This is a genomic window from Fluviibacterium sp. S390 (genome assembly GCF_049800695.1).
Lineage (GTDB): Bacteria > Pseudomonadota > Alphaproteobacteria > Rhodobacterales > Rhodobacteraceae > Meridianimarinicoccus.
The window spans coordinates 14274-34169 of record NZ_JBNAFN010000012.1 but is presented as its reverse complement, the minus strand read 5'-3'; the positions used below and the strand labels follow the sequence as shown (position 1 = coordinate 34169).

The following is a 19896-nucleotide window of genomic DNA, read 5'->3' as shown; positions in this document are numbered from 1 at the left end:
GGCCCTCATGGCCAGACTTCAACTCAAGAACGTCAACAAGCGCTGGGGAAACTTCGTCGGCGTCGACAACTTCGACCTTGATATCGCGGATCAGGAGTTTCTCGTGCTTCTGGGCCCTTCGGGTTGCGGAAAATCCACCACCATGCGGATGATCGCCGGGCTGGAGGATGTGACCGACGGCCAGATCATCATGGGCGAAAAGGTCGTCAATGATCTGGAGCCCAAGGATCGCGACATCTCGATGGTGTTCCAGTCCTACGGGCTTTATCCGAACCTGTCGGTCTATGAAAACATCCGCTTCCCGCTGCGCGTCCGCAAGGTTCCCAAGGACCAGCACGACGCCAAGGTGATGGAGGCGATCCGGATGGTGGAACTTGAAGATTTCATGGACCGCCGGCCGGCGGAATTGTCGGGCGGCCAGCGCCAGCGCGTCGCCCTGGGCCGTGCCATCGTGCGCAAGCCCACCGTGTTCCTGATGGATGAGCCGCTGTCCAACCTCGATGCCAAGCTGCGGGTCTCGACGCGGGCGCAGATCAAGAACCTGCAATCCAAGCTGCGCGTCACCACCGTCTATGTGACCCATGACCAGATCGAGGCGATGACCCTGGCCGACCGCGTCGTGGTGATGAACGCGGGCAAGATCCAGCAGGTGGGCACCCCGACGGACATCTACGACAACCCGGCCAACACCTTCGTGGCCAGCTTCATCGGCTCGCCCGCGATGAACCTTGTCGAGGGCCGTCTGGACAACGGCGTCTTCACCGCCGAGGGCATCCGGGTCGAAGGCCTGCCGCGCACCTCGTCGGGCAATGTGACCCTGGGGTTCCGCGCCGAGGACGCCGAGATCACGCAAAGCGAGGGCCAGATTTCCGCGCCGGTCTATTCGATCGAGCTTCTGGGCGAGGCGTCGATGATCACATGGCGCCTGGCCGGATCGCTGGTGTCGATCAAGACCCACAAGGAATACCGCGCCGAGATCGGCGATATCGTCAAAGCTAGCATTCCCGCCGGAATCTGCCATCTGTTCGAGACCGCTTCGGGAGAAAGGATAGCCCACGGATGACACCGGAAGAACAAGCCGAGGCAACCCGCCAGGTGATCCTGCGCATGGAGGCGGCCCTGGGGGCCAATTCCAACGACATGGGCGCGCATTTTCACGAGGATTTTCGCTGGATGGGCAACCAGGGCTGCGGCACCAAACACGGCCTTCAGGCCTTCCGCAGCAATTGGCAATTGCCCCTGCGCGCCGCCTTTACCGAGCGGGACTACAAGACCGAACGCTTCATCTGTGAAGGTGACTGGGCGTCGTGCTTTGGCCATATCGAGGCCACGCATTCGGGCCCCTTCATGGGCTATGCCCCCACCGGCAAGCGCGTGAAGATCCCGTACATGGACTTCTGGAAGATCGTGGACGGGCGCATCGCGGACAATTGGGTCTCGGTGGACTTCGCCCATGTGCTCGCCCAGTTGGGCGAAGACGTTTTCGGTGGCCGTGGCTGGGAAGCCTATGACGACGGCACCGCCATCCCTCCGACACCGCAAGAGGCCTGACATGACCATCCGACATCTGAAGACCGGCAAGCCCGAGGCGGACCGTGCGGCCGATGACGCCAAGACCCGCAACATCGTGGAAGCAGCCCTGAAGGATATCGAGGCCCGCGGCGATGCCGCCGTGCGCGAGATGTCCAACAAATTCGACGGGTTCGACCGCGACAACTACCGGCTGAGTGAGGACGAAATCCAGGCGCTGATCGCCAAGGTCTCGGACCGCGAGATGGCCGACATCCGCTTTGCCCACGATCAGGTGCGCAAATTCGCGCAAGCGCAGCGGGACTCGATGCACGACATCGAGGTCGAGACGTTGCCGGGCGTGATCCTGGGCCACAAGAACATCCCCGTGCAATCGGTGGGCTGCTACGTGCCCGGCGGCAAGTTTCCCATGGTCGCCTCGGCGCATATGTCGGTGGCCACCGCGGCGGTGGCCGGGGTGCCGCGCATCATCGCCTGCACCCCGCCATTCAAGGGCGAACCCAATCCGGCGGTGATTGCCGCCATGCACATGGGCGGCGCCCATGAGATCTATGTCATGGGCGGCATCCAGGCCGTGGGCGCCATGGCCATCGGCACCGAAACCATCGACCCGGTGCATCTTCTGGTCGGCCCCGGCAATGCCTTCGTCGCCGAGGCCAAGCGCCAGCTGTTCGGCCGGGTCGGCATCGACCTGTTCGCCGGGCCCACCGAAACCATGGTTATCGCCGACGAAACCGCCGCCGATGCGGAACTGTGCGCGACCGACCTGCTGGGCCAGGCCGAGCATGGCTACAATTCGCCGGCGGTGCTGCTGACCAACTCCGACAAGCTGGCCCGCGACACCCTGGCCGAGGTTGATCGCCTTCTCGCCATTCTGCCCACCGCCGAGACCGCCGGCAAAAGCTGGGAGGACTACGGCGAGGTCATCGTCTGCGACACCTATGAAGAAATGCTGGCCGTGGCCGATGAGATCGCCAGCGAACATGTGCAGGTGATGACCGATCGCGACGACTGGTTCCTTGAGAACATGACCTGCTATGGCGCGCTGTTCCTGGGGCCACGCACCAATGTGGCCAATGGCGACAAGGTGATCGGCACCAACCACACCCTACCGACGAAGAAGGCCGGGCGCTATACCGGCGGGCTCTGGGTCGGCAAGTACCTGAAAACCCACAGCTACCAGAAGGTCACCACGGATGAGGCCGCGGCCCTGATCGGCGCCTATGGCTCGCGCCTGTGCCTGCTGGAAGGCTTTGTCGGCCACGCGGAACAATGCAACGTGCGCGTGCGCCGCTACGGCGGGATCAATGTCCCCTATGGCGGCGCCGCGCCCGACAGGCAGGCAAAGGAATAACCCGCCAAACCCGAAACCGACGCGGCGGACCCCGGCCCGCCCGAGCCCCGAGTGTTCCCGTGTACCAGCTGACAAGGATGCCCAGATGGCCCTGCCCCAGACCCCTTCCTTCCGCCTTGACGGCAAGTCCGCGCTGGTCGCCGGGGCGTCTTCCGGCATCGGGCTGGGCTGTGCCGTGGCCCTTGGCCAGGCCGGGGCGGCGGTGACGCTGGCGGCGCGGTCGGCAGACAAGCTGGCCGATGTGGTGGCGCAGATGCAGGCGGCGGGCATGACCGCACAGGCGCTGACGCTGGATGTGGCCGACGTGGCCGCCACCGAACGCGCCGTGGCCGAAGCCGGACCCTTCGACGTGCTGGTGAACTCGGCCGGTCTGGCGCGGCACGGCCCGGCGCTGGACACCACCGAGGCGGATTTCGACGCCGTCGCGGGTCTGAACATCAAGGGTGCCTATTTCCTGACCCGCGCGGTCGCCAAGGGCCTGATCGCGGCAGGCCGCCCCGGCAGTCTTATCAACATCTCCAGCCAGATGGCGCATGTGGGCGGCATCGACCGGGCGGTCTATTGCGCCAGCAAACATGCGGTCGAGGGCTTCACCAAGGCGATGGCTTTGGAATGGGGCAAGCAGGGCATCCGGGTGAACACCATCTGCCCCACCTTCGTGCGCACGGCACTGACGCAGGCAACCTTCGACAATCCCGATCGCCTGGCCTGGGTCATGGAGAAGATCAAGCTGGACCGGGTCGGCGAGGTTACCGACATGATGGGTGCCGTGGTCTATCTGGCCTCGGATGCCTCGGGCCTGATGACCGGCACGCATCTGTTGCTGGACGGCGGATGGACGGCAGATTGATGCACAACCCGCGGATCACATCCCTGGAAGTCGCCGAAAAGGCCGGTGTCAGCCAGTCCGCGGTCAGCCGCGTCTTCACCCCCGGTGCCAGTGCTTCGAAGGAGATGCGCGACAAGGTGATGCGCGCCGCCGAGGCGTTGGGCTATCGCCCAAACCGCGTGGCCCGCGCGATGATCACCGGGCGCAGCCGGATCATCGGTCTCGTGGTGGCCTATCTGGACAACCAGTTCTACCCCGAAGCGATCCAGAAACTGTCGGTCGCCCTGCAACAGCAGAACTATCACGCGCTTGTCTTCATGGCCGCCCCCACGGTCGGCGATGTGCAGCATGTGATGAAGGAAATCCTCGATTACCAGGTCGACGGGATCATCCTGGCCTCGGTGTCGATGTCGTCGGACCTGGCGCAGCGTTGCACCGATCACGGCATTCCGGTGGTGCTGTTCAACCGCGACCAGGACGACCCGCGTCTGTGTTCCGTGACCGCCGACAACCACCTGGGCGGCAAGGTGCTGGCGCATCATCTGATCGATTGCGGCTATCGACGGATCGGCTATCTGGCGGGGTTCGAAGGTGCCTCGACCCAGCAGCATCGCGAGAAGGGCTTTCGCGAGGGGCTGGCCGAGGCCGGGCTGGAGATCTGCGCCCGCGAGGATGGCGGCTTCGTCTACGCCAAGGCGCGGGCCGCCGCGCTGGAGATGTTCGCCGGCAGCGACCGGCCCGAGGCGGCCTTTGTCGCCAACGATCACATGGCCTTTGCGGTGATGGATGCCCTGCGCCACAAGCTGGACCTGAAAATCCCCGAAGACGTGGGGATCGTGGGTTTCGACGATGTGCCGATCGCCGCCTGGCCGGCCTATGACCTCACCAGCTATCGCCAGCCGATCAACAAGATGGTGGCCCGCACCGTCGAGGCCATCATGACCCGGATCGAGGACGCCGAGATCGCACCCGAACGGATCACCATCGAAGGTGAACTGGTGGTGCGCGGCAGCACCCGCAAGACGACGGAGACCCCGGCATGATGCGCGGCTTCAACCCAAAATGGCGCGACGTGCCGCATTTCATCAACGGCATCACCTACGAGATCTGGGAGGCGCGCCAGATCGGCAGCCTGCTCAGCCGCTACGCGCCGGGGCTGATCGTGCGCTCGCCCGCTTCGGTGCTGATCGACAATACCAATGTCATTGCCGCGACCATGGCCACGCTGGCCGAGTTTCCCGACCGGGAACTGCTGGGCGAGGATGTGATCTGGTGCGAGGATCCGGAAGGCCGGACCGAGACCTCGGAGGCGTTTCTGTCGTCGCATCGACTGATCTGCACGGCCACGCACAGCCGTCCCGGCGCCTACGGCGCGCCGACAGGCAAGCGGCTGGCCTATCGCATTCTGGCCGATTGCGCGATCCGCGACGATGCGGTCTATGACGAATGGCTGGTGCGCGACCAGTCGGCCATTGTCCAGCAGATGGGCTTTGACGTGGTGGACTGGACCCGCGATCTGATCGCGCGCGAGGGCGGGCCGGAAAACTGCGTTCCGCCCATGACACCCGCCAACGACGTGCCCGGCCCCTACGACCGACACGGCAACGACAATCCCTGGGGCCAGAAGCACGCCGATCTGCTGACCGCGATCATGGCGGGCCATCTGGATCGGATTCCTGCGGTCTATGACCGGGGCGCCGCCCTGCACTATCCCGGCCATGTCACGACGCAGGGCCGGGGCGAGGCCGATCAGTTCTGGATGGGCCTGCGCGCGGCCTTTCCGGATGCCGCCTTTTCCATCGACCACGTCATCGGGCGCGACGACCCGCTGATGCCGCCCCGCTCGGCGGTGCGCTGGTCACTGCACGGAAAGCATTCCGGCTGGGGCCGCTTTGGACGACCGACCGGGGCCGAGGTCTATGTGATGGGCATCAGCCATGCCGAATGGGGGCCCTTCGGCGACGGCACCCCCAGCCTGCGCCGCGAATGGACCCTGATTGATGAAACCGCGATCTGGAAACAGATCCTGCTCAAGACCGGACTTCACCCATGAAAGACTTCTCGAACCAGTTCAAGGATCTGCCCGACTACATCCTGAAGATCACCAGGGAGATCTGGGAAGATCGCGGCCTGTCAACCTTGCATCACTACTATGGCAAGGACATCCCGATGCGGTTTCCCTCCGGTCTGGTGCGCGGCAACGAAGGAGTGATCGACGGCACGCTGGCCACCTTGTGTGAATTCCCCGACCGGCAGCTGCTGGGCGAGGATGTGATCTGGTCGCAGGACACGCAGGACACGGGCCGCTACCTGTCCTCGCACCGGCTGGTGACCATGGGCACCCATACCGGGCATGGCGCCTTCGGGCCGCCCACCGGCAAGAGCTTCACAATCCGCGTCATTGCCGATTGCGCCGCCAAGGCTGATGTCATCGACGACGAGTGGCTTATCCGCGACGTGGGCGGCATTGCCCGGCAACTGGGCTGGGATCCGGCGGAATACGCCCGCTACCAGATCCAGACCGAAGGCGGTCCTGACAAATGCCAGCGCCCGTTCCACCCAGATCACGATGTGGACGGACCCTATATGGGACGCGGCAACGACAACGAATGGGGCCAGCGGCTGGCCAGCATCCTGACGCAGATGATGGATAAGGATTTCGCCGTCATCCGGCGCGAATTCGACCGCGCGGCGCGCACCGAACACTGGGGCGCGCGGGGCGGCTGGTCCTATGACTTCGCCGAAACCGACTGGATGCGGCTGCGATCTTCCTTCCCGACCGCCGCGTTCAAGATCCACCATGTCATCGGCCGCGAGGATCCCGGCACCCCCTATCGCGCCGCGGTGCGCTGGTCGCTGACCGGCACCCACAGCGGGCACGGCTTCTTCGGCGCCCCCACCGGGGCCGAAGTCCATGTCATGGGCGCCACCCACGCGGAATGGGGCGAATGGGGCCTGCGTCGCGAGTTCTCGATCATCGACGAGGTCGCCATCTGGAAACAGATCCACCTGCACACCGGGAACGTGGAATGAGCCGCTTCGCCACGCTTCCGGATTACATTCAAGGCGTGACCTTCGAGATATGGGAGGGCCGACAGATCGCATCTCTGCGCGACAGTTACGGCGCCGATATGGTCATGCGCTCGACCCAGGGGCTGATCCTCGGGACCGACGGCGTCATCAAGGACACGCTGGCCGCGCAAGCGGCCTTTCCCGACCGGGAAATCCTTGGCGATGATGTGATCTGGTGCGGGACCGAGGCCGAAGGCTACTTGTCCTCGCACCGCTCGGTCATCACCGGCACCCACAGCGGCCATGGCGTTTTCGGCGCGCCCACGGGCCAGCGCGTCACCACCCGCTGCATCGCCGATTGCTTCGTCCAGGATGACGTCATCACCGACGAATGGCTCTGCTATGATGTCTCGTCGATGGTGCAACAACTGGGCCACAGCCCGCGTGACTGGGCGGCGGCGCAGATCGCCCGCGAAGGTGGGCCGGACACGGCGACGCGGCCCTTCACCCCGGATCAGGATCGTCCCGGCCCCTATGCAGGCACCGGCAATGGTCACGCGTTGGGCGACCGTCTGGCCGACATCCTGAGCCGCATCATGGACTACGACGTCGCCACGGTCGGGCGGGATTACGACCGCGCCGTGAACTTTTACCATGCAGGCGGCGTCACCGGCTGGGGCCGTCCGGCGCTGGAAGCCGAATGGATGCAACTGCGCGCGGCCTTTCCCGACGCCCGTTTCACTGTTCATCACAAGATCGGCCGCGATGATTGCGGCGAACCCGACCGCGCCGCCATCCGCTGGAGCCTGGACGGCACGCACAGCGGCCATGGCCGCTTTGGCGCGCCCACGGGGGCGCAGGTGCACATCATGGGCTTCACCCATGCCGAGTTCGGCCCCTGGGGCCTGCGCCGGGAATGGAGCCTTTGGGACGAAACCGCGATCTGGAAACAGATCCTGCTGGCCGGAGCCTGACGCCATGCCCCGCCCCACCCCTGCGCTTTGTGCCCTGCATGTCTATCTGGCCAGCCGCCGCGCGCGACGACTGAACAACCATCCACCCGGCGTGGCCAACAGGTTCGATGACACTTGTTCCCCCCGCCGGCACGCAACGGGCTCGGCACACCAAGGAAACCCGACATGACATCCCAAGACATGACCTCGCGCATCGTGCGCTATGGCGAGTTGCAACCCTGCAAGACCGCCTTCATCGACGCCCATACGCCGGGCAGCGACCAGAAAGAGAACTTTACCATCATCGGCGGCGGCGTCTCGGAAAGCCCCGACCAGCACGTGCACATCGGCCTGCCGCACGGGTTCAACATCGGGGCCGCAGGCCAGCCGCCGCGCTGCCGCAACTCGCTGCACGACCATCACACCGCTGAAGTCTTCTTCGTCCTGAAAGGCCGCTGGCGCTTTTTCTGGGGCCGCTGGGGCACCGCCGGCGAGGTGGTGCTGGAAGAAGGCGACATCTTCAATATTCCCACCGGCATCTTTCGCGGGTTCGAGAACATCGGCACCGATTACGGCATGATCATGGCGATCCTCGGCGGCGACGATGCCGGGGGTGGCGTCATGTGGGCGCCGCAGGTGATCGAGGATGCCGCCGATCACGGCCTCGTTCTGGGTGAGAACGGCAAGCTCTATGACACCAAGAAGGGCCAGCAGTTGCCCGACGGTGTGAACCCGATGCCGCTGATGAGCGACGCTGAGCTGGCCAAACGGCCCGAGCCCACCACCGCCGATGTGCTGCCCAACCACGTCGCCCGGTACTGGGATCTGGTGGCGCTGGCCGACAAGACCCCGGCGCTGGTGATCGGAGAGAACGGGGTGCTGCGCGACAGGCCCGGCTTCGAGGTTGGCTTCATGACCCGCGACAGCGCCAGCGAAGAAATGCACGCCCATGACAAGCCCTCGGTCCTGATGCCGATGCGCGGCCACTGGCGCGTGCGCTGGGACGGCAATGGCGACCATGCGGCGGGCGAAGCGGTGCTGGCCCCCGGCGACACCATGTCGGTACCCGAGAACCTGCGCCACAACGCAGTGCCCTCGATGACCGGAGAGGCCAGCCTGTACCATGTGGTCACCACCGATGATCCGGCGGGCCACACTTGGCAAGGCTGAGATCCTGACAGACCCCGGGTGCGGCAGGATCGCCGCGCCCGTTTCTTCTTCCAATCCTTTCTAAAGAGGCTCCCGATGGGCAACATCCTCACCACTCATGTCGGCTCTCTGCCGCGCACGCAGACCGTCGTGGACTTCATCTTTGCCCGTGAACGCGGCACCGACTATGACCCGGCAGAATTCGACGCGGCCATGACGCAGGCCGTGGATGATACGGTCGCCAAACAGGTCGCCGCCGGGATCGACATTGTCAGCGACGGCGAAACCTCGAAGATCAGCTATGCCACCTATGTGAAGGATCGCTACACCGGCTTTGACGGCGACAGCCCCCGCAATGCGCCCGCCGATCTGAAGAAATTTCCCAGCTTTCTGAAGCGTCTGGCCGCCGATGGCGGAACCCCGCAATACGCCCGTCCCATGTGTGTGGGCGAGGTGCGCTCGAAAGGTCAGGGCGAGCTGGAAAAGGACATCGCCAACCTGAAGGCCGCAATGGAAAAACACGGGGTGGAGCGCGGCTTCATGAACGCGGCCTCGCCCGGCGTGATCTCGCTGTTCCTGCAGAACGATTTCTACAAGACGCGCGAGGCCTATCTGGCCGCGCTCGCCGACGCGATGAAGGCGGAATACGAAACCATCGTCGCCAGCGGGCTGGACCTGCAACTGGATTGCCCCGATCTGGCCCTGTCGCGGCACATGCTGTTCAACGATCTGACGGATGACGAATTTCTGAAAATCGCGGCCAGCCATGTGGAGGCTCTGAACCACGCGCTGTCGGACATTCCCGCCAACAAGATCCGCATCCACATCTGCTGGGGCAACTACGAAGGCCCGCATGTCTGTGATATCCCGATGGCCAAGATGTTCGACACGCTGATGTCTGCCAAGGCGGACTACGTTCTGTACGAAACCTCGAACCCGCGCCACGGCCATGAATGGACAACCTTCCGGGATCGCAAGGCGGACATTCCCGACAGCAAGATCCTGGTGCCGGGGGTTGTGGATACCACCACCAATTTCGTCGAGCACCCCGAGCTGGTGGCCCAGAGGATCGCGCGCTTCACCGATATCGTCGGTGCGGACCGGGTGATCGCCGGATCGGACTGCGGGTTTGGCACCTTCGCGGGCTTCGGCGCGGTCGATCCCGAGATTGCCTATGCCAAGCTGGGCGCGCTTGCCGAAGGTGCGGGACTGGTGAAATGATCGGCACGTTGACCCCGGACAGCGAAGGGGCAACCCCGTGACCCCGCTCGTCCTGCTGCCCGGCATGATGTGCGACGCCCGCCTGTTTGCCCCGCAGATCGCCGCCTTCGAGGGCGCGCGCCCGGTTCACGTCCTGCCGATCACCGAGGCCGACACGGTTCAGGATCTGGCCCGCCTGGTGCTGGATCGCGCCCCGGACCGGTTTGCCCTTGGCGGGCTCTCCATGGGCGGCATTGTCGCGATGGAAGTGATCCGGCAAGCGCCCGACCGGATCGCCGGGGCGGCGTTTCTTGACACCAACCCCAAGGCCGAGGTGCCCGAGGTTGCCGCAATGCGGGATCCGCAGATGGCCAAGGCACTGGCCGGAGAGTTGCGCGCCGTGATGCGGGACGAGATGAAGCCGCTCTATCTGGCCGATGGTCCAAACAAGCCGGCGATCCTTGCGCTGTGCATGCAGATGGCCGAGGATCTGGGGCCAGAGGTGTTTGTCCGCCAGTCCCGCGCGCTGGCCAGCCGCCCCGACCAGCAAGACACCCTGCGCACCGTGTCCGTGCCTACGCTTGCCCTGTGCGGGGCCGAGGACGCGCTGTGCCCCGTGCACCGGCATGAGTTGATCCGGGATCTGGTGCCCGGCGCGCGGCTCGAGATCATCCCGAACGCCGGGCATCTGCCCACCCTGGAACAACCCGACGCGACCAACGCGGCCCTGCGCCGCTGGCTGGAGGCCGTATGACCCCTTCTCTTCTGACCCTGCTGAACTCCGTCGATACGCCCACGGTGTGCAATGCCATCGAAGTGGCGCAAGGCAAGCGCGGCTTCAACGCTTTTACCCGTGGCACCGTGCTGGCCAGCGACCCGAAGGGGGTCATGGTCGGCCATGCGGTCACCGCGAAAATCCGGGCCTTGTCGCCCCCCAACGAGGCCCCCGACGTGATCCGGGCCCGACGGATGCAATACTACAAGACCATGGCCGAAGCGCCCAAACCCTCGGTCTGCGTGATCGAGGATGAAGACGTGCCCAACGCCATCGGCGCCTTCTGGGGCGAGGTGAACACCACCATCCACAAGGGGTTCGGCATGGCCGGAACGCTGACCAACGGGGTGATGCGCGATCTGGGCGACATGGCGCCGGACTATCCGGTCGTTGCAGGGTCCATCGGGCCGAGCCATGGCTTCGTGCATGTCACGGCGCTGGATGTACCCGTCACGGTTTTCGGGATGGAGGTGCGGCCCGGCGACCTGATCCACGCCGACCGCCACGGCGCGGTGGTGATCCCGCCCGAGGTGGTGGATCACCTGGAAGCCGCCATTGCCACCATGCAGGCGACCGAGCGGCTGGTGCTGGATCCGGCCCGCGGCGAAAACTTCGATTTCGCGGCGTTCGAAGCGGCCTGGTCAGCCTTTGAAAAGGCCCGCACCTAGCGCACCCGTGACCCGAAAATAGCGCGCTTCTGGACAGGGTCCGGGGGTGCTGCCCCGCCTACCCGTCCTGCAACCGATCCAGCCGCAGTTGCGCGGCACGGCGGTGGCCATCCAGCCCTTCGCTGCGGCTTTGGCGCACGGCGGGCGGAGCCACGGCGCGCACGCCCTCCGGCTCCATCCACTGATGGGTGGCCACCTTCACATAGGCACCGACCCAAAGCCCGCCGGTATACCGCCCGGCCGCCATGGTCGGCAGGGTGTGGTTGGTGCCGCAGCATTTGTCGGAATAGACCACGCTGGCCAGCTCCCCGATGAACAGGGACCCATAGTGCCGAAGCTTCTTCGCGGTGGCCTGCGGATCGGCGGTGTGGACCTGAAGATGCTCTGCCGCGATGTGGTCGGAATAGGCCAGCATCGCCGCCTCATCTTCGGCCACTGCGATCTCGCCATAGTCTTGCCACGCGACGCTGGCGGTCGCCGCCGTTTCCAACGCGCCCAACTGCCGCGCAACCTCGGCAATAACCCGGTCGGCCAAAGCGGCATCGGTGGTGATCAGGCCAACCCGCGTGCGCACGTCATGCTCGGCCTGCGCCAGAAGATCGGTGGCGATGGTTTCCGCGTCACCGGTGCTGTCGGCAAGGGTGTAGATCTCGGACGGGCCGGCCAGCTGATCGATCCCGATGGGGCCGAAGACCTGTCGCTTGGCCTCGTTCACGAAGGCATTGCCGGGGCCGACGATCTTGTCGACGCGCGGCACGGTTTCGGTGCCATAGGCCATCGCGGCAATCGCCTGCGCCCCACCAATGCGGAAGATCCGGTCGGCACCTGACAGGTGACACCCGGCGACCATGGCCTCATGCGCATTGGGCGGCAGGCAGGCGATGATTTCTTCCACCCCTGCGACCCGGGCCGGAACGATGGTCATGATCGGCGCGGACAGAAGCGGATAGCGCCCGCCAGGCACATAGCAGCCCACCCGTTCCAGCGGAATAATCCGGTGGCCCAGATGCACACCCGGCCGGATTTCCACTTCCAGCGGCAACATGGTGGCGCGCTGCGCCTCGGCAAAGGCGCGCACATTGGCGATGGCAAATTCGGTGTCTGCGCGGGTCTGGGGGTCCAGCGCCGCAACGGCGGCCTCGCGCTGTGCCATGCTGACTTCGAAAGTGTCCAGGTCGGATTGGTCAAATTTCCTGGCATAGGCGCGCACGGCCCCGTCGCCCTGCGCGCGGACCGCAGCCAACACCTCGGCCACCGTCGCCGCAACATCCTGTGCATCGGACGCGGCATTGCGCGTGGGAGCTTTGCGATGCTGTATGCCAGCAAATGACAGGTCGGAATCGGCCACGGTCAGGGTCCTTCTTTGGAGTTCGGGAAAAGCTAGACGCCGTGGGGCTGCTTTGCAAACGTATTCGCATTGGAACGATGGTGCTTGGTATTGATCTGCCATTATCTGCCATTATCTGCCATTTTGTTATGAAATGGACGATTGCACACGTTGTCAAAACTTGTGCTTCCCGCTGCCGGAAATGCACCTTTCTTCCGCCTGCCTTAGAACACCCCCCCCGAGACCGGGACGAACCGAAAGGCAAGATACCGCTCTCAGCCGCGCATCAACCCGCCCCGGTTTCCAAACCGACAGGCTGCGCCAATCTGACATTAGCCGCAGAATGGCCGTTGCATCGACTCGACGCCTTCCAGATGCTGCCCCTGCATGTTCAGATTTATTCATTCCGCCGACCTTCACATCGACTCCCCGCTCAAGAGCCTCGCCCTGAAGGACGAGGATCTTGCCGCACGCGTCGGATCGGCCAGCCGTCAGGCGCTGAGCCGCATCACGGACACCTGTATCGCGCGCGACGCCCACGCCTTACTGATCAGCGGCGATCTGTTCGATGGCGACATCAAGAGCATGAAGGCTGCGGCCTTTGTCACCGGCCAGTTCGAGCGCCTGAACGACGCGGGCATTCGGGTTTTCCTGATCCGGGGCAACCATGATGCCGAAAGCACGCCGTCGCGCGAGATCGAGATGCCGCCAAACGTGACCCTGTTCACCGGCCATGGGGGTGTCGTGCCGCTGCCAGAGCATGGCGTGGCCATCCACGGGGTCAGCTTCAGCCAGCCTTCTGCCCCGGACAGCCTTCTGCCCCGGTTCAAGGCGCCGGTGGCGGGGCTGTTCAATATCGGGCTGCTGCACACCAGTCTTGCCGGGGCGGCGGGCCATGACACCTATGCCCCCTGCAGCCTGCGTGAGTTGTCCGAGCATGGCTTCGACTACTGGGCCCTGGGCCATATCCATCGCCGCAGGGTCCACGCCGAAGCCCCGTTCATCGTCATGCCCGGCATGCCACAGGGCCGCGACATCGGTGAAGCCGGACCGAAAAGCGCAACACTGGTCACGGTCGAGGATGGCGACGCCACGCTTGAGGAAATCCCCACCTCGGTCGTGATCTTTGACGCGGTAACCTGTGATCTGGGCCAGATCGACGACTGGCGCGACGCCCGGCACGCGGTTCTGGACCAGGTGCGTGCCTGTGCGCGGCACAACGGCGAAGCCTTTCTTGTGGCTCGTGTGACCCTGACCGGCACCACCGACCTGGCCTGGAGGATCCGCCGCGATCAGGATCTGTTCCGGGATGAACTCTCCCAAGCCCTGACCGGGATCGGCGGCATTGCCATCGAGACGCTGGAGGTCGCCCTGTCCGCGCAACCCCGGTCCGGGACAGAGGGCAGCGCCGGGGCCGAGCTTGCCGGCATCATGCAAGATCTGATCGCAACCCCGGCCTTCGAGGAACGTGCCGTAGAGCTTGTGCGCGCCTTGGCCGGTGAATTGCCCCCCGACATCCGCGACGCCCTAGGCGCGAGCGAGGATGAACTGACCGCACTGGCCAAAACCCTGACCGCCGAGGGGGCCGACGATATCGCAGCCTGCCTTGCGGCCCCGCAGGGCGGGAGCGCGTCGTGATGCGGCTTCGGCGTCTCGATCTGACCCGCTTTGGCCATTTCACCGATTTCTCCATCGACTTCGGCGCGCACAATCCGGACCGGTCCGATCTGCATGTGATTTATGGCCCCAACGAGGCCGGCAAGACGACCGCCTTCGAAGGCTACCTTGATCTGCTGTACGGGATGCCGACGCGCAGCCCCTATAACTTCCTGCACGACTATGACCGGATGCGTCTGGGCGGCGTGCTGGAGATCGACGGAAACCCGGTAGAACTGAACCGGATCAAGCGGCGGCAAAACAGTCTTCTGGATGCCAACGACCAACCCGTGGGCGAGACCATCATTGAAGCAGCACTTGCGGGCATCACCCGCGATCAGTACCGCGCCATGTTCTCGCTGGACGATGACACCATCGAGGAAGGCGGCGACAACATCCTGGCCAGCGGCGGCAACCTTGGCCAGCTTCTGTTCTCGGCGGCGGCAGGGCTGTCGGATCTGAGCGGGGTTCTGGAAGGCTTGCGGTCCGAGGCCGAGGCGTTTCACAAACCAAGGGGCCGCACGACACGTCTGGCCCTTGGCAAGCGCGCCCTTGCGGACCTGCACGCAGAGATCCGGGACATCGATCTGACGGCGAGCCGCTATCATCGTCTGAAGAGAGAGCATGAGACCGCCCGGCAGCAGGAGGCCGCGGCCCGTGCGGCCCGCGCAACCCTTCAATCCCAGCTGTCGCAGGCCCGCGCCATTGCGGAATGCCTGCCGCTTTTGGTTCGCGTCCGGCAAGCCGAGGGCGAATTGGCCCCCCTCGCCGCCTATCCCGATCTGCCCGACCCATGGGTCGAAGAGGCCGACCGCCTGAAAGACGCCGAGGCCACGGCGCGCACCCGGCAATCCGAGGCGCGACACGCCATCGCCCAGATGACCAAGGATGCGGAGGCGGCAGAGCCCGATCCGAAGGCGCTGGAGCACCGCGACCGGATCGAGCTGGTCATGGGTGATCCCTGGGCCCGCGCCGCGACCGCCGAACGGGATCTGCCCAAGCGGCGTGACGAACGCGTGGCGCTTGAGGCTGACATTCGCGCCCTGCATCGCGATCTGGATTGGCCCGCAGAAACCGCCCCGATGGGCGAAATCGTGCTGGCCGCCAATGAAACCCTCGCCCGCGCGGTCGAGACCGCGCGCCGCACGCTGGAAGATCGCCGCCGGGATCACGCCGAGGCCGCCGAGGCCCTTGCCAAAGCAGTTGAGGAGACCCCATCAGAGGAAGAGACCGAACTGCCCGACCTTGCGGCTGTCTTGAATGAGCTGACCCCAAGCCTGCTTGCCGAACGTGTCGAGAGGGCGAAAGACGCGCGCGCCACCATCGCGGCCGATCTTGCCCGCGACTGCGCCGGCCTTCTGCCGTGGGTCGGTGGGCCCGAGGCTCTGCCGAACCTGCTGGTCACGGACGATCAACTTGCACGACGTCTTGAGACGTGGCGCACCTGCCTGCAAGCGGTCGAAAAAGCGCAAGACAGGCACGCCAATGCCAGGCTGGATCTGGAAAGATCGAAAACCCGCCTAGAGGAGCTTGAGCGGGACACCGGGGTGATCACCGATGCTCAGGCCGAGGCCGCGCGCCACCAGCGCGACGCGTTGTGGGACACACACGAAAAGACCCTGTCGCGCGACACCGCCCAGGCCTTTCACCAACAGATGCTTGTGCATGACACGGTGCAGGATGCCCGTCTTGGCATGGCCCAGGATCGCGCCCGGATCCGTGATGCAAAGGTGGCCCTGTCCGAGGCCAGGGTGGTCTTGGCCGACGCTGAAACCGCCTGCCGGGAAGCCAACGCAAAACGCGACGCGCTGTTGGCGGGATTTCGGGCCTTGTTCGCAGACCTCGGCTTGCCGGAGAACTTCGATCCGCTGGACCTGAAAGACTGGCACGCCCAGTTGTACCGCGCGCACGATACAGTGGCGAAGCGCGGGCAGGCGCAAGACACGCTGGCGGCCTGCGAAGCGGCGGCAAGCGTAGCGACAGGACGCCTGCGCGGGTTGTTGGGCCTGCCGCAAGACGACCGGACCCCGCTGGCGCGGCTTGCCGCCCTGGCGGCGGAGGAACGGGACCGGCGCGCGAAACGCGCCGCACGGAATGCCGAGGCGCGCAAATCGCTGCAGACCGCGCACCGCACCCATGCGCAGCGCGAAATGGCATTGAAGGATGCCCAAGAGGCGTTCGATGCCGCAATCACGGCGTGGGAGGCTGCCAGCAACGCCATGCCCGCCCTCTTGCGCGCGCCCGCCGGGTTCCTTGACGCTCTGCCCCGATTGCGCAAACTGTTGCAAACCTCCGACAAGCGCGCTGAATTACAGCGCCGCATCGCGGCCATGGAGCAGGACCTGGAGAACTTTCGCCAGTCGATCGACCGCCTGGCCGATGATCTGGAAGAGCCTGCCCATGACAACCCGCTTGCTACTGCGTCTGCCCTGAAACGGCGGCTTGATACGGCCAAGGCTGCTGCATCGGCGCAAGCCACGCGGCTGGAGCAGATCGCCCGGCATCGCCAGACCGAGGGCACCGCCGCCGACAAGCTGAACGACTTGCGCATTGCCCTTCGGAAGATGGCCAAGGACTTTCCCAATGCCGAGGACATCCAGACAGCCGCCGACCTTGTCGATGTGGTCGCAAAGGCGCGGGCCGCTGCGGACCTGCGCGGCAAGATCACCGCGCAGCAAAACGACATCGCCGCGCGGCTGGGCTGCAAGGATTTCACGACCGCCGTCACATTGCTGGAAACCCACGACCTGCCCGGAATCACCGCCCAATGCGCCACCCTTGAAAGCGATCTGGCGACGGCGGACTCGGCTGTCGATCTGGCGATCGGCAACCTGCGCCTCGCGGAGAAAGAGCTTCAGGCGCTTGGCGGCGACGACGCGGTGGCCCGCCTGTCGGAAAAGGCAACGACCCTTGCGCTGGACTTGGCCGATCAATCCCGCCGCTATCTTCGGGTGCAGATCGGTCTGGCGGCGGCGGAACTGGCGCTGAGCCGTTACCGCGACACCCATCGCAGCGGAATGCTGGCCGCGACCGCCGAGGCCTTCCGCACCCTCACGTCGGGAAGTTACGAGGATCTGAAAACCCAGACCGATGGTGACAAGGAGATCCTGTTGGCCCTGCGTGCCGGAGACAGGCGGTCGGTCTCGGCCGCCGAGATGTCGAAGGGCACGCGGTTCCAGCTTTATCTCGCGCTGCGTCTGGCCGGGTACAGGGAATACGCCACCAAGGGGATCGCGCTGCCGTTTCTGGCCGATGACATCATGGAAACCTTCGACAACACCCGCACTTCGGCAGCGATCAGCCTGTTGCGGGAAATGGGGCGCCACGGTCAGGCGCTGTATTTTACCCACCACGAACATGTGGTGGATCTGGCTCGCGACATCTGCGGCACGGATCTGCAGGTGCATGACATTTCCCGCGCCTAGCGCTGTGCCCGACGCTGTGCGGCAAACGGAATGAACCGCCGGTTCCGCCGGCTGCAACCGAGCTTGCCCAGACCGGCCACGCGCGAAAAGACCGACATGGCCTTTCAACATGGGGTCAGTTTCATCGGGCAAGAATGGCCCCCAAAGCCCAACCGATGTTGTATCCCTGCGAAAGACCTGCTTTTCATTTCGTCGTTGCGCCATACCCTCTGCATGAACTGCCCCTGGAGACCTTCTGACAATGCCCGCTGATGACATCGACCCCGTCCGGTACGGTTCCTTTCGTTCAGGACGGGCGGCTATTGCCCTGGCTTTTCTGCTTGCCGCGGTTGGCCTTGCAAGTGCCGCATGGGCGCAGATCGACCCGTCGGGGATGCTGACGGACAACCTGAACGTGACGGGCAAGGGTTGGGCGCAATTGACCGAATGGCGCGAAATGGGCCAGTTCCTGCTGGGGCTGCTGGAGGTCACCGCAATGACCGCCGCGATCGCCTATCATCCAGCCAACCGCACCGGTGGCCGCAAGGGCGGCGAGTACAATCTGCCCGGAACGTTGTTCGTCTATGCGTTGATCGGCATGGTTGTCGGGTTCCTGGTCATGAACCACGGGGCAATCATCGGCTTCGTGATCTTCGGCATCGGGGGGCTGTTGCGGTTCCGCACCGATATGGACAGCATGACGGACACCATGCGTCTGATCCTTGTGACGCTGATCGGGCTGTGCGTCGGGCTTGATCTGCCAGTCATGGCGGTGATCACCACGGCCAGCGCCTGGACAATCATGTATTTCTTCGGGGGCGTTCCGCGCCATGTGATCGAGATCAAGTTCGCCGACAAACACAGCATCCCGACGGCACGATCCGATCTGGAAGCCCAGTTGCAACACTCCGGCTACCGGATCACGGGGGTGCGCAAGTCCAAGGCCAAGCACACTTTTGCCTTCAGCGTTGTGGGCAGTAAGGGTTCGACCCAGGACGGGCTTGTTCATGCGATGATGGATCTGGAGGCTTCACAACCGGGGCATATTTCCGATTGGCATCTCGCATGAGCCGCCCTGGATGATATGCCGCGCCCCACAGAGCGTGCGGATCGCCTTGCTCCTGGTCGGGCTCGGAAGCCATGCCCAGGCCGATTGCGGCGCGCCGGCGGTGCGATATCTGGACAGCGACAAGATCGCCAAATCGTCAAAGGGCTATTCAGAACCCTCTGGCCTGTCACTGTCCGAAGATGGGCGCGCGCTTCTCAGCGTCAGCGATGATACGGCAGCGATCTTCAGCCTGGGGCCGAAAGGCGGCTTGAAGGGCCGCGATGATATTGCGCTCAAGCAACCCGATCTGGAGGGGATTGCCTGGGACGCAGCCCGCAACCGCATCCTGACGGTGAACGAAGGTGCTGCTGAAATCCTCGCGACCGACCCGCAAACCTGGGACAGTACGGCGTTTCCGCTGTCGAAGATGACGGGGTATTCGGCCGTCGAGCGCGCCTTCGCCACCTCGGACAGCAACGACCTTCTGGAAGGCATTGCTGTCGATCCCGGCCGCGACCGGATTTTCGTGCTGAAGGAAAAGCGACCCCGCCTGCTGCTGGAGATTTCCGCCGACCTGACAGAAATCCTGCGCGCCACCGAACTGACCCCGGCGCTTGGCTTTGTCGATGACGACCAGGGCGACGGTCCGCTGGATGTCTCGGGGGTCAGCGTGGACCGGCCGACCGGCTGCCTGTGGATCGTCAGCGACCGGGGCCAGCGGCTGTTTCTTTTCGACCCCTCCGGCGACAGCCCGGCCCACAGTTTTGCACTGGGTTGGCTGAAGGACAAGAAACCGCGTCCGCTGCCCCATGCCGAAGGCATTGCCCACGACCCGGAGACCGATCGCCTGTTGATCGTGAACGACGACGGCAAGTCCTCGCGTCTGTTTGTCTTCGAGGTTCTCAGGGACGGTGCCCCCGGCTAGGAAAGGGCAAGGCCAGCGCAGAAAACCGGTGGACGGTTGCGCCCTGCGGGTTAGTCTGGCCCGTAG

Annotated in this window: 17 protein-coding genes; 16 read left to right on the top strand and 1 reads right to left on the bottom strand. The window is 64.8% G+C overall.

Translation table 11 applies throughout. From position 1 onward, the window contains the following. Positions 1 to 7: 7 nt before the first annotated feature. From ACP15K_RS11090 to ACP15K_RS11035, 12 genes are all read left to right on the top strand, one after another. A complete protein-coding gene (locus ACP15K_RS11090) occupies positions 8 to 1063 on the top strand; it encodes an ABC transporter ATP-binding protein (RefSeq protein WP_424990528.1) in 1056 nt (351 codons plus the stop codon). Next, positions 1060 to 1551 (top strand): ester cyclase, encoded by a 492-nt coding sequence (locus tag ACP15K_RS11085; RefSeq protein ID WP_424990527.1) that lies wholly within the window; start codon positions 1060 to 1062, stop codon positions 1549 to 1551. The genes ACP15K_RS11090 and ACP15K_RS11085 overlap by 4 nt, the downstream gene beginning before the upstream one ends. Before the next feature lies 1 nt (position 1552). Next, positions 1553 to 2884, top strand: a complete 1332-nt coding sequence (gene hisD / locus ACP15K_RS11080; protein WP_424990526.1) for a histidinol dehydrogenase — start codon at positions 1553 to 1555, stop codon at positions 2882 to 2884. A gap of 85 nt (positions 2885 to 2969) precedes the next feature. After that, positions 2970 to 3734 carry an SDR family NAD(P)-dependent oxidoreductase gene (locus tag ACP15K_RS11075; protein ID WP_424990525.1) on the top strand — a complete coding sequence of 255 codons (765 nt, stop codon included), beginning with the start codon at positions 2970 to 2972 and terminating at the stop codon, positions 3732 to 3734. Then, on the top strand, positions 3719 to 4756 hold the full coding sequence (locus ACP15K_RS11070; RefSeq protein ID WP_394355480.1) for a LacI family DNA-binding transcriptional regulator: 1038 nt from the start codon (positions 3719 to 3721) through the stop codon (positions 4754 to 4756). Before ACP15K_RS11075 ends, ACP15K_RS11070 begins: the two co-directional genes overlap by 16 nt. Beyond that, complete coding sequence (locus ACP15K_RS11065) at positions 4756 to 5766, top strand: ester cyclase (protein WP_424990565.1); 1011 nt, start codon at positions 4756 to 4758, stop codon at positions 5764 to 5766. The genes ACP15K_RS11070 and ACP15K_RS11065 overlap by 1 nt, the downstream gene beginning before the upstream one ends. Then, entirely contained in the window at positions 5763 to 6746 is a 984-nt protein-coding gene (locus ACP15K_RS11060; protein WP_424990524.1) for a nuclear transport factor 2 family protein, read from the top strand. Before ACP15K_RS11065 ends, ACP15K_RS11060 begins: the two co-directional genes overlap by 4 nt. Further along, a complete protein-coding gene (locus tag ACP15K_RS11055; protein ID WP_424990523.1) occupies positions 6743 to 7699 on the top strand; it encodes an ester cyclase in 957 nt (318 codons plus the stop codon). The genes ACP15K_RS11060 and ACP15K_RS11055 overlap by 4 nt, the downstream gene beginning before the upstream one ends. A gap of 165 nt (positions 7700 to 7864) precedes the next feature. Beyond that, positions 7865 to 8848 (top strand): cupin domain-containing protein, encoded by a 984-nt coding sequence (locus ACP15K_RS11050; RefSeq protein WP_424990522.1) that lies wholly within the window; start codon positions 7865 to 7867, stop codon positions 8846 to 8848. Between the two features lie 75 nt (positions 8849 to 8923). After that, complete coding sequence (locus tag ACP15K_RS11045) at positions 8924 to 10048, top strand: cobalamin-independent methionine synthase II family protein (protein ID WP_424990521.1); 1125 nt, start codon at positions 8924 to 8926, stop codon at positions 10046 to 10048. Positions 10049 to 10085: 37 nt separating this feature from the next. Further along, the gene (locus ACP15K_RS11040) at positions 10086 to 10781 is read left to right on the top strand and encodes an alpha/beta fold hydrolase (RefSeq protein WP_193142730.1); all 696 of its coding nucleotides are present in this window, start codon (positions 10086 to 10088) and stop codon (positions 10779 to 10781) included. Continuing rightward, entirely contained in the window at positions 10778 to 11470 is a 693-nt protein-coding gene (locus ACP15K_RS11035; RefSeq protein ID WP_193142731.1) for an RraA family protein, read from the top strand. The genes ACP15K_RS11040 and ACP15K_RS11035 overlap by 4 nt, the downstream gene beginning before the upstream one ends. Positions 11471 to 11528: 58 nt before the next feature. On the opposite strand, the gene hisD (ACP15K_RS11030) is transcribed toward ACP15K_RS11035, so the two are convergent. Further along, positions 11529 to 12818 (bottom strand): histidinol dehydrogenase, encoded by a 1290-nt coding sequence (gene hisD / locus ACP15K_RS11030; protein ID WP_424990520.1) that lies wholly within the window; start codon positions 12816 to 12818, stop codon positions 11529 to 11531. Positions 12819 to 13184: 366 nt separating this feature from the next. Here hisD (ACP15K_RS11030) and ACP15K_RS11025 point away from each other — a divergent pair, with 366 nt between their 5' ends. The 4 genes from ACP15K_RS11025 to ACP15K_RS11010 all read left to right on the top strand — a co-directional run bounded on the left by ACP15K_RS11025 (position 13185) and on the right by ACP15K_RS11010 (position 19830). Continuing rightward, positions 13185 to 14435: a metallophosphoesterase family protein gene (locus tag ACP15K_RS11025; protein WP_193142733.1), complete on the top strand. Its 1251-nt coding sequence runs from the start codon at positions 13185 to 13187 to the stop codon at positions 14433 to 14435. Further along, the gene (locus ACP15K_RS11020) at positions 14435 to 17878 is read left to right on the top strand and encodes an ATP-binding protein (RefSeq protein ID WP_226926006.1); all 3444 of its coding nucleotides are present in this window, start codon (positions 14435 to 14437) and stop codon (positions 17876 to 17878) included. Before ACP15K_RS11025 ends, ACP15K_RS11020 begins: the two co-directional genes overlap by 1 nt. Positions 17879 to 18251: 373 nt before the next feature. Beyond that, positions 18252 to 18926, top strand: a complete 675-nt coding sequence (locus ACP15K_RS11015) for a hypothetical protein (RefSeq protein WP_424990519.1) — start codon at positions 18252 to 18254, stop codon at positions 18924 to 18926. Positions 18927 to 18972: 46 nt separating this feature from the next. Next, a complete protein-coding gene (locus tag ACP15K_RS11010; RefSeq protein ID WP_424990518.1) occupies positions 18973 to 19830 on the top strand; it encodes an SdiA-regulated domain-containing protein in 858 nt (285 codons plus the stop codon). The last annotated feature ends 66 nt before the right edge of the window (positions 19831 to 19896 follow it).

What these genes read in the sequence shown, in the direction of transcription:
- ACP15K_RS11090 (WP_424990528.1), top strand. Translation starts at nt 8, where the DNA reads ATGGCCAGACTTCAACTCAAGAACGTCAACAAGCGCTGGGGAAACTTC.
- ACP15K_RS11085 (WP_424990527.1), top strand. Translation starts at nt 1,060, where the DNA reads ATGACACCGGAAGAACAAGCCGAGGCAACCCGCCAGGTGATCCTGCGC.
- hisD (WP_424990526.1), top strand. Translation starts at nt 1,553, where the DNA reads ATGACCATCCGACATCTGAAGACCGGCAAGCCCGAGGCGGACCGTGCG.
- ACP15K_RS11075 (WP_424990525.1), top strand. Translation starts at nt 2,970, where the DNA reads ATGGCCCTGCCCCAGACCCCTTCCTTCCGCCTTGACGGCAAGTCCGCG.
- ACP15K_RS11070 (WP_394355480.1), top strand. Translation starts at nt 3,719, where the DNA reads ATGGACGGCAGATTGATGCACAACCCGCGGATCACATCCCTGGAAGTC.
- ACP15K_RS11065 (WP_424990565.1), top strand. Translation starts at nt 4,756, where the DNA reads ATGCGCGGCTTCAACCCAAAATGGCGCGACGTGCCGCATTTCATCAAC.
- ACP15K_RS11060 (WP_424990524.1), top strand. Translation starts at nt 5,763, where the DNA reads ATGAAAGACTTCTCGAACCAGTTCAAGGATCTGCCCGACTACATCCTG.
- ACP15K_RS11055 (WP_424990523.1), top strand. Translation starts at nt 6,743, where the DNA reads ATGAGCCGCTTCGCCACGCTTCCGGATTACATTCAAGGCGTGACCTTC.
- ACP15K_RS11050 (WP_424990522.1), top strand. Translation starts at nt 7,865, where the DNA reads ATGACATCCCAAGACATGACCTCGCGCATCGTGCGCTATGGCGAGTTG.
- ACP15K_RS11045 (WP_424990521.1), top strand. Translation starts at nt 8,924, where the DNA reads ATGGGCAACATCCTCACCACTCATGTCGGCTCTCTGCCGCGCACGCAG.
- ACP15K_RS11035 (WP_193142731.1), top strand. Translation starts at nt 10,778, where the DNA reads ATGACCCCTTCTCTTCTGACCCTGCTGAACTCCGTCGATACGCCCACG.
- ACP15K_RS11025 (WP_193142733.1), top strand. Translation starts at nt 13,185, where the DNA reads ATGTTCAGATTTATTCATTCCGCCGACCTTCACATCGACTCCCCGCTC.
- ACP15K_RS11020 (WP_226926006.1), top strand. Translation starts at nt 14,435, where the DNA reads ATGCGGCTTCGGCGTCTCGATCTGACCCGCTTTGGCCATTTCACCGAT.
- ACP15K_RS11015 (WP_424990519.1), top strand. Translation starts at nt 18,252, where the DNA reads ATGCTGACGGACAACCTGAACGTGACGGGCAAGGGTTGGGCGCAATTG.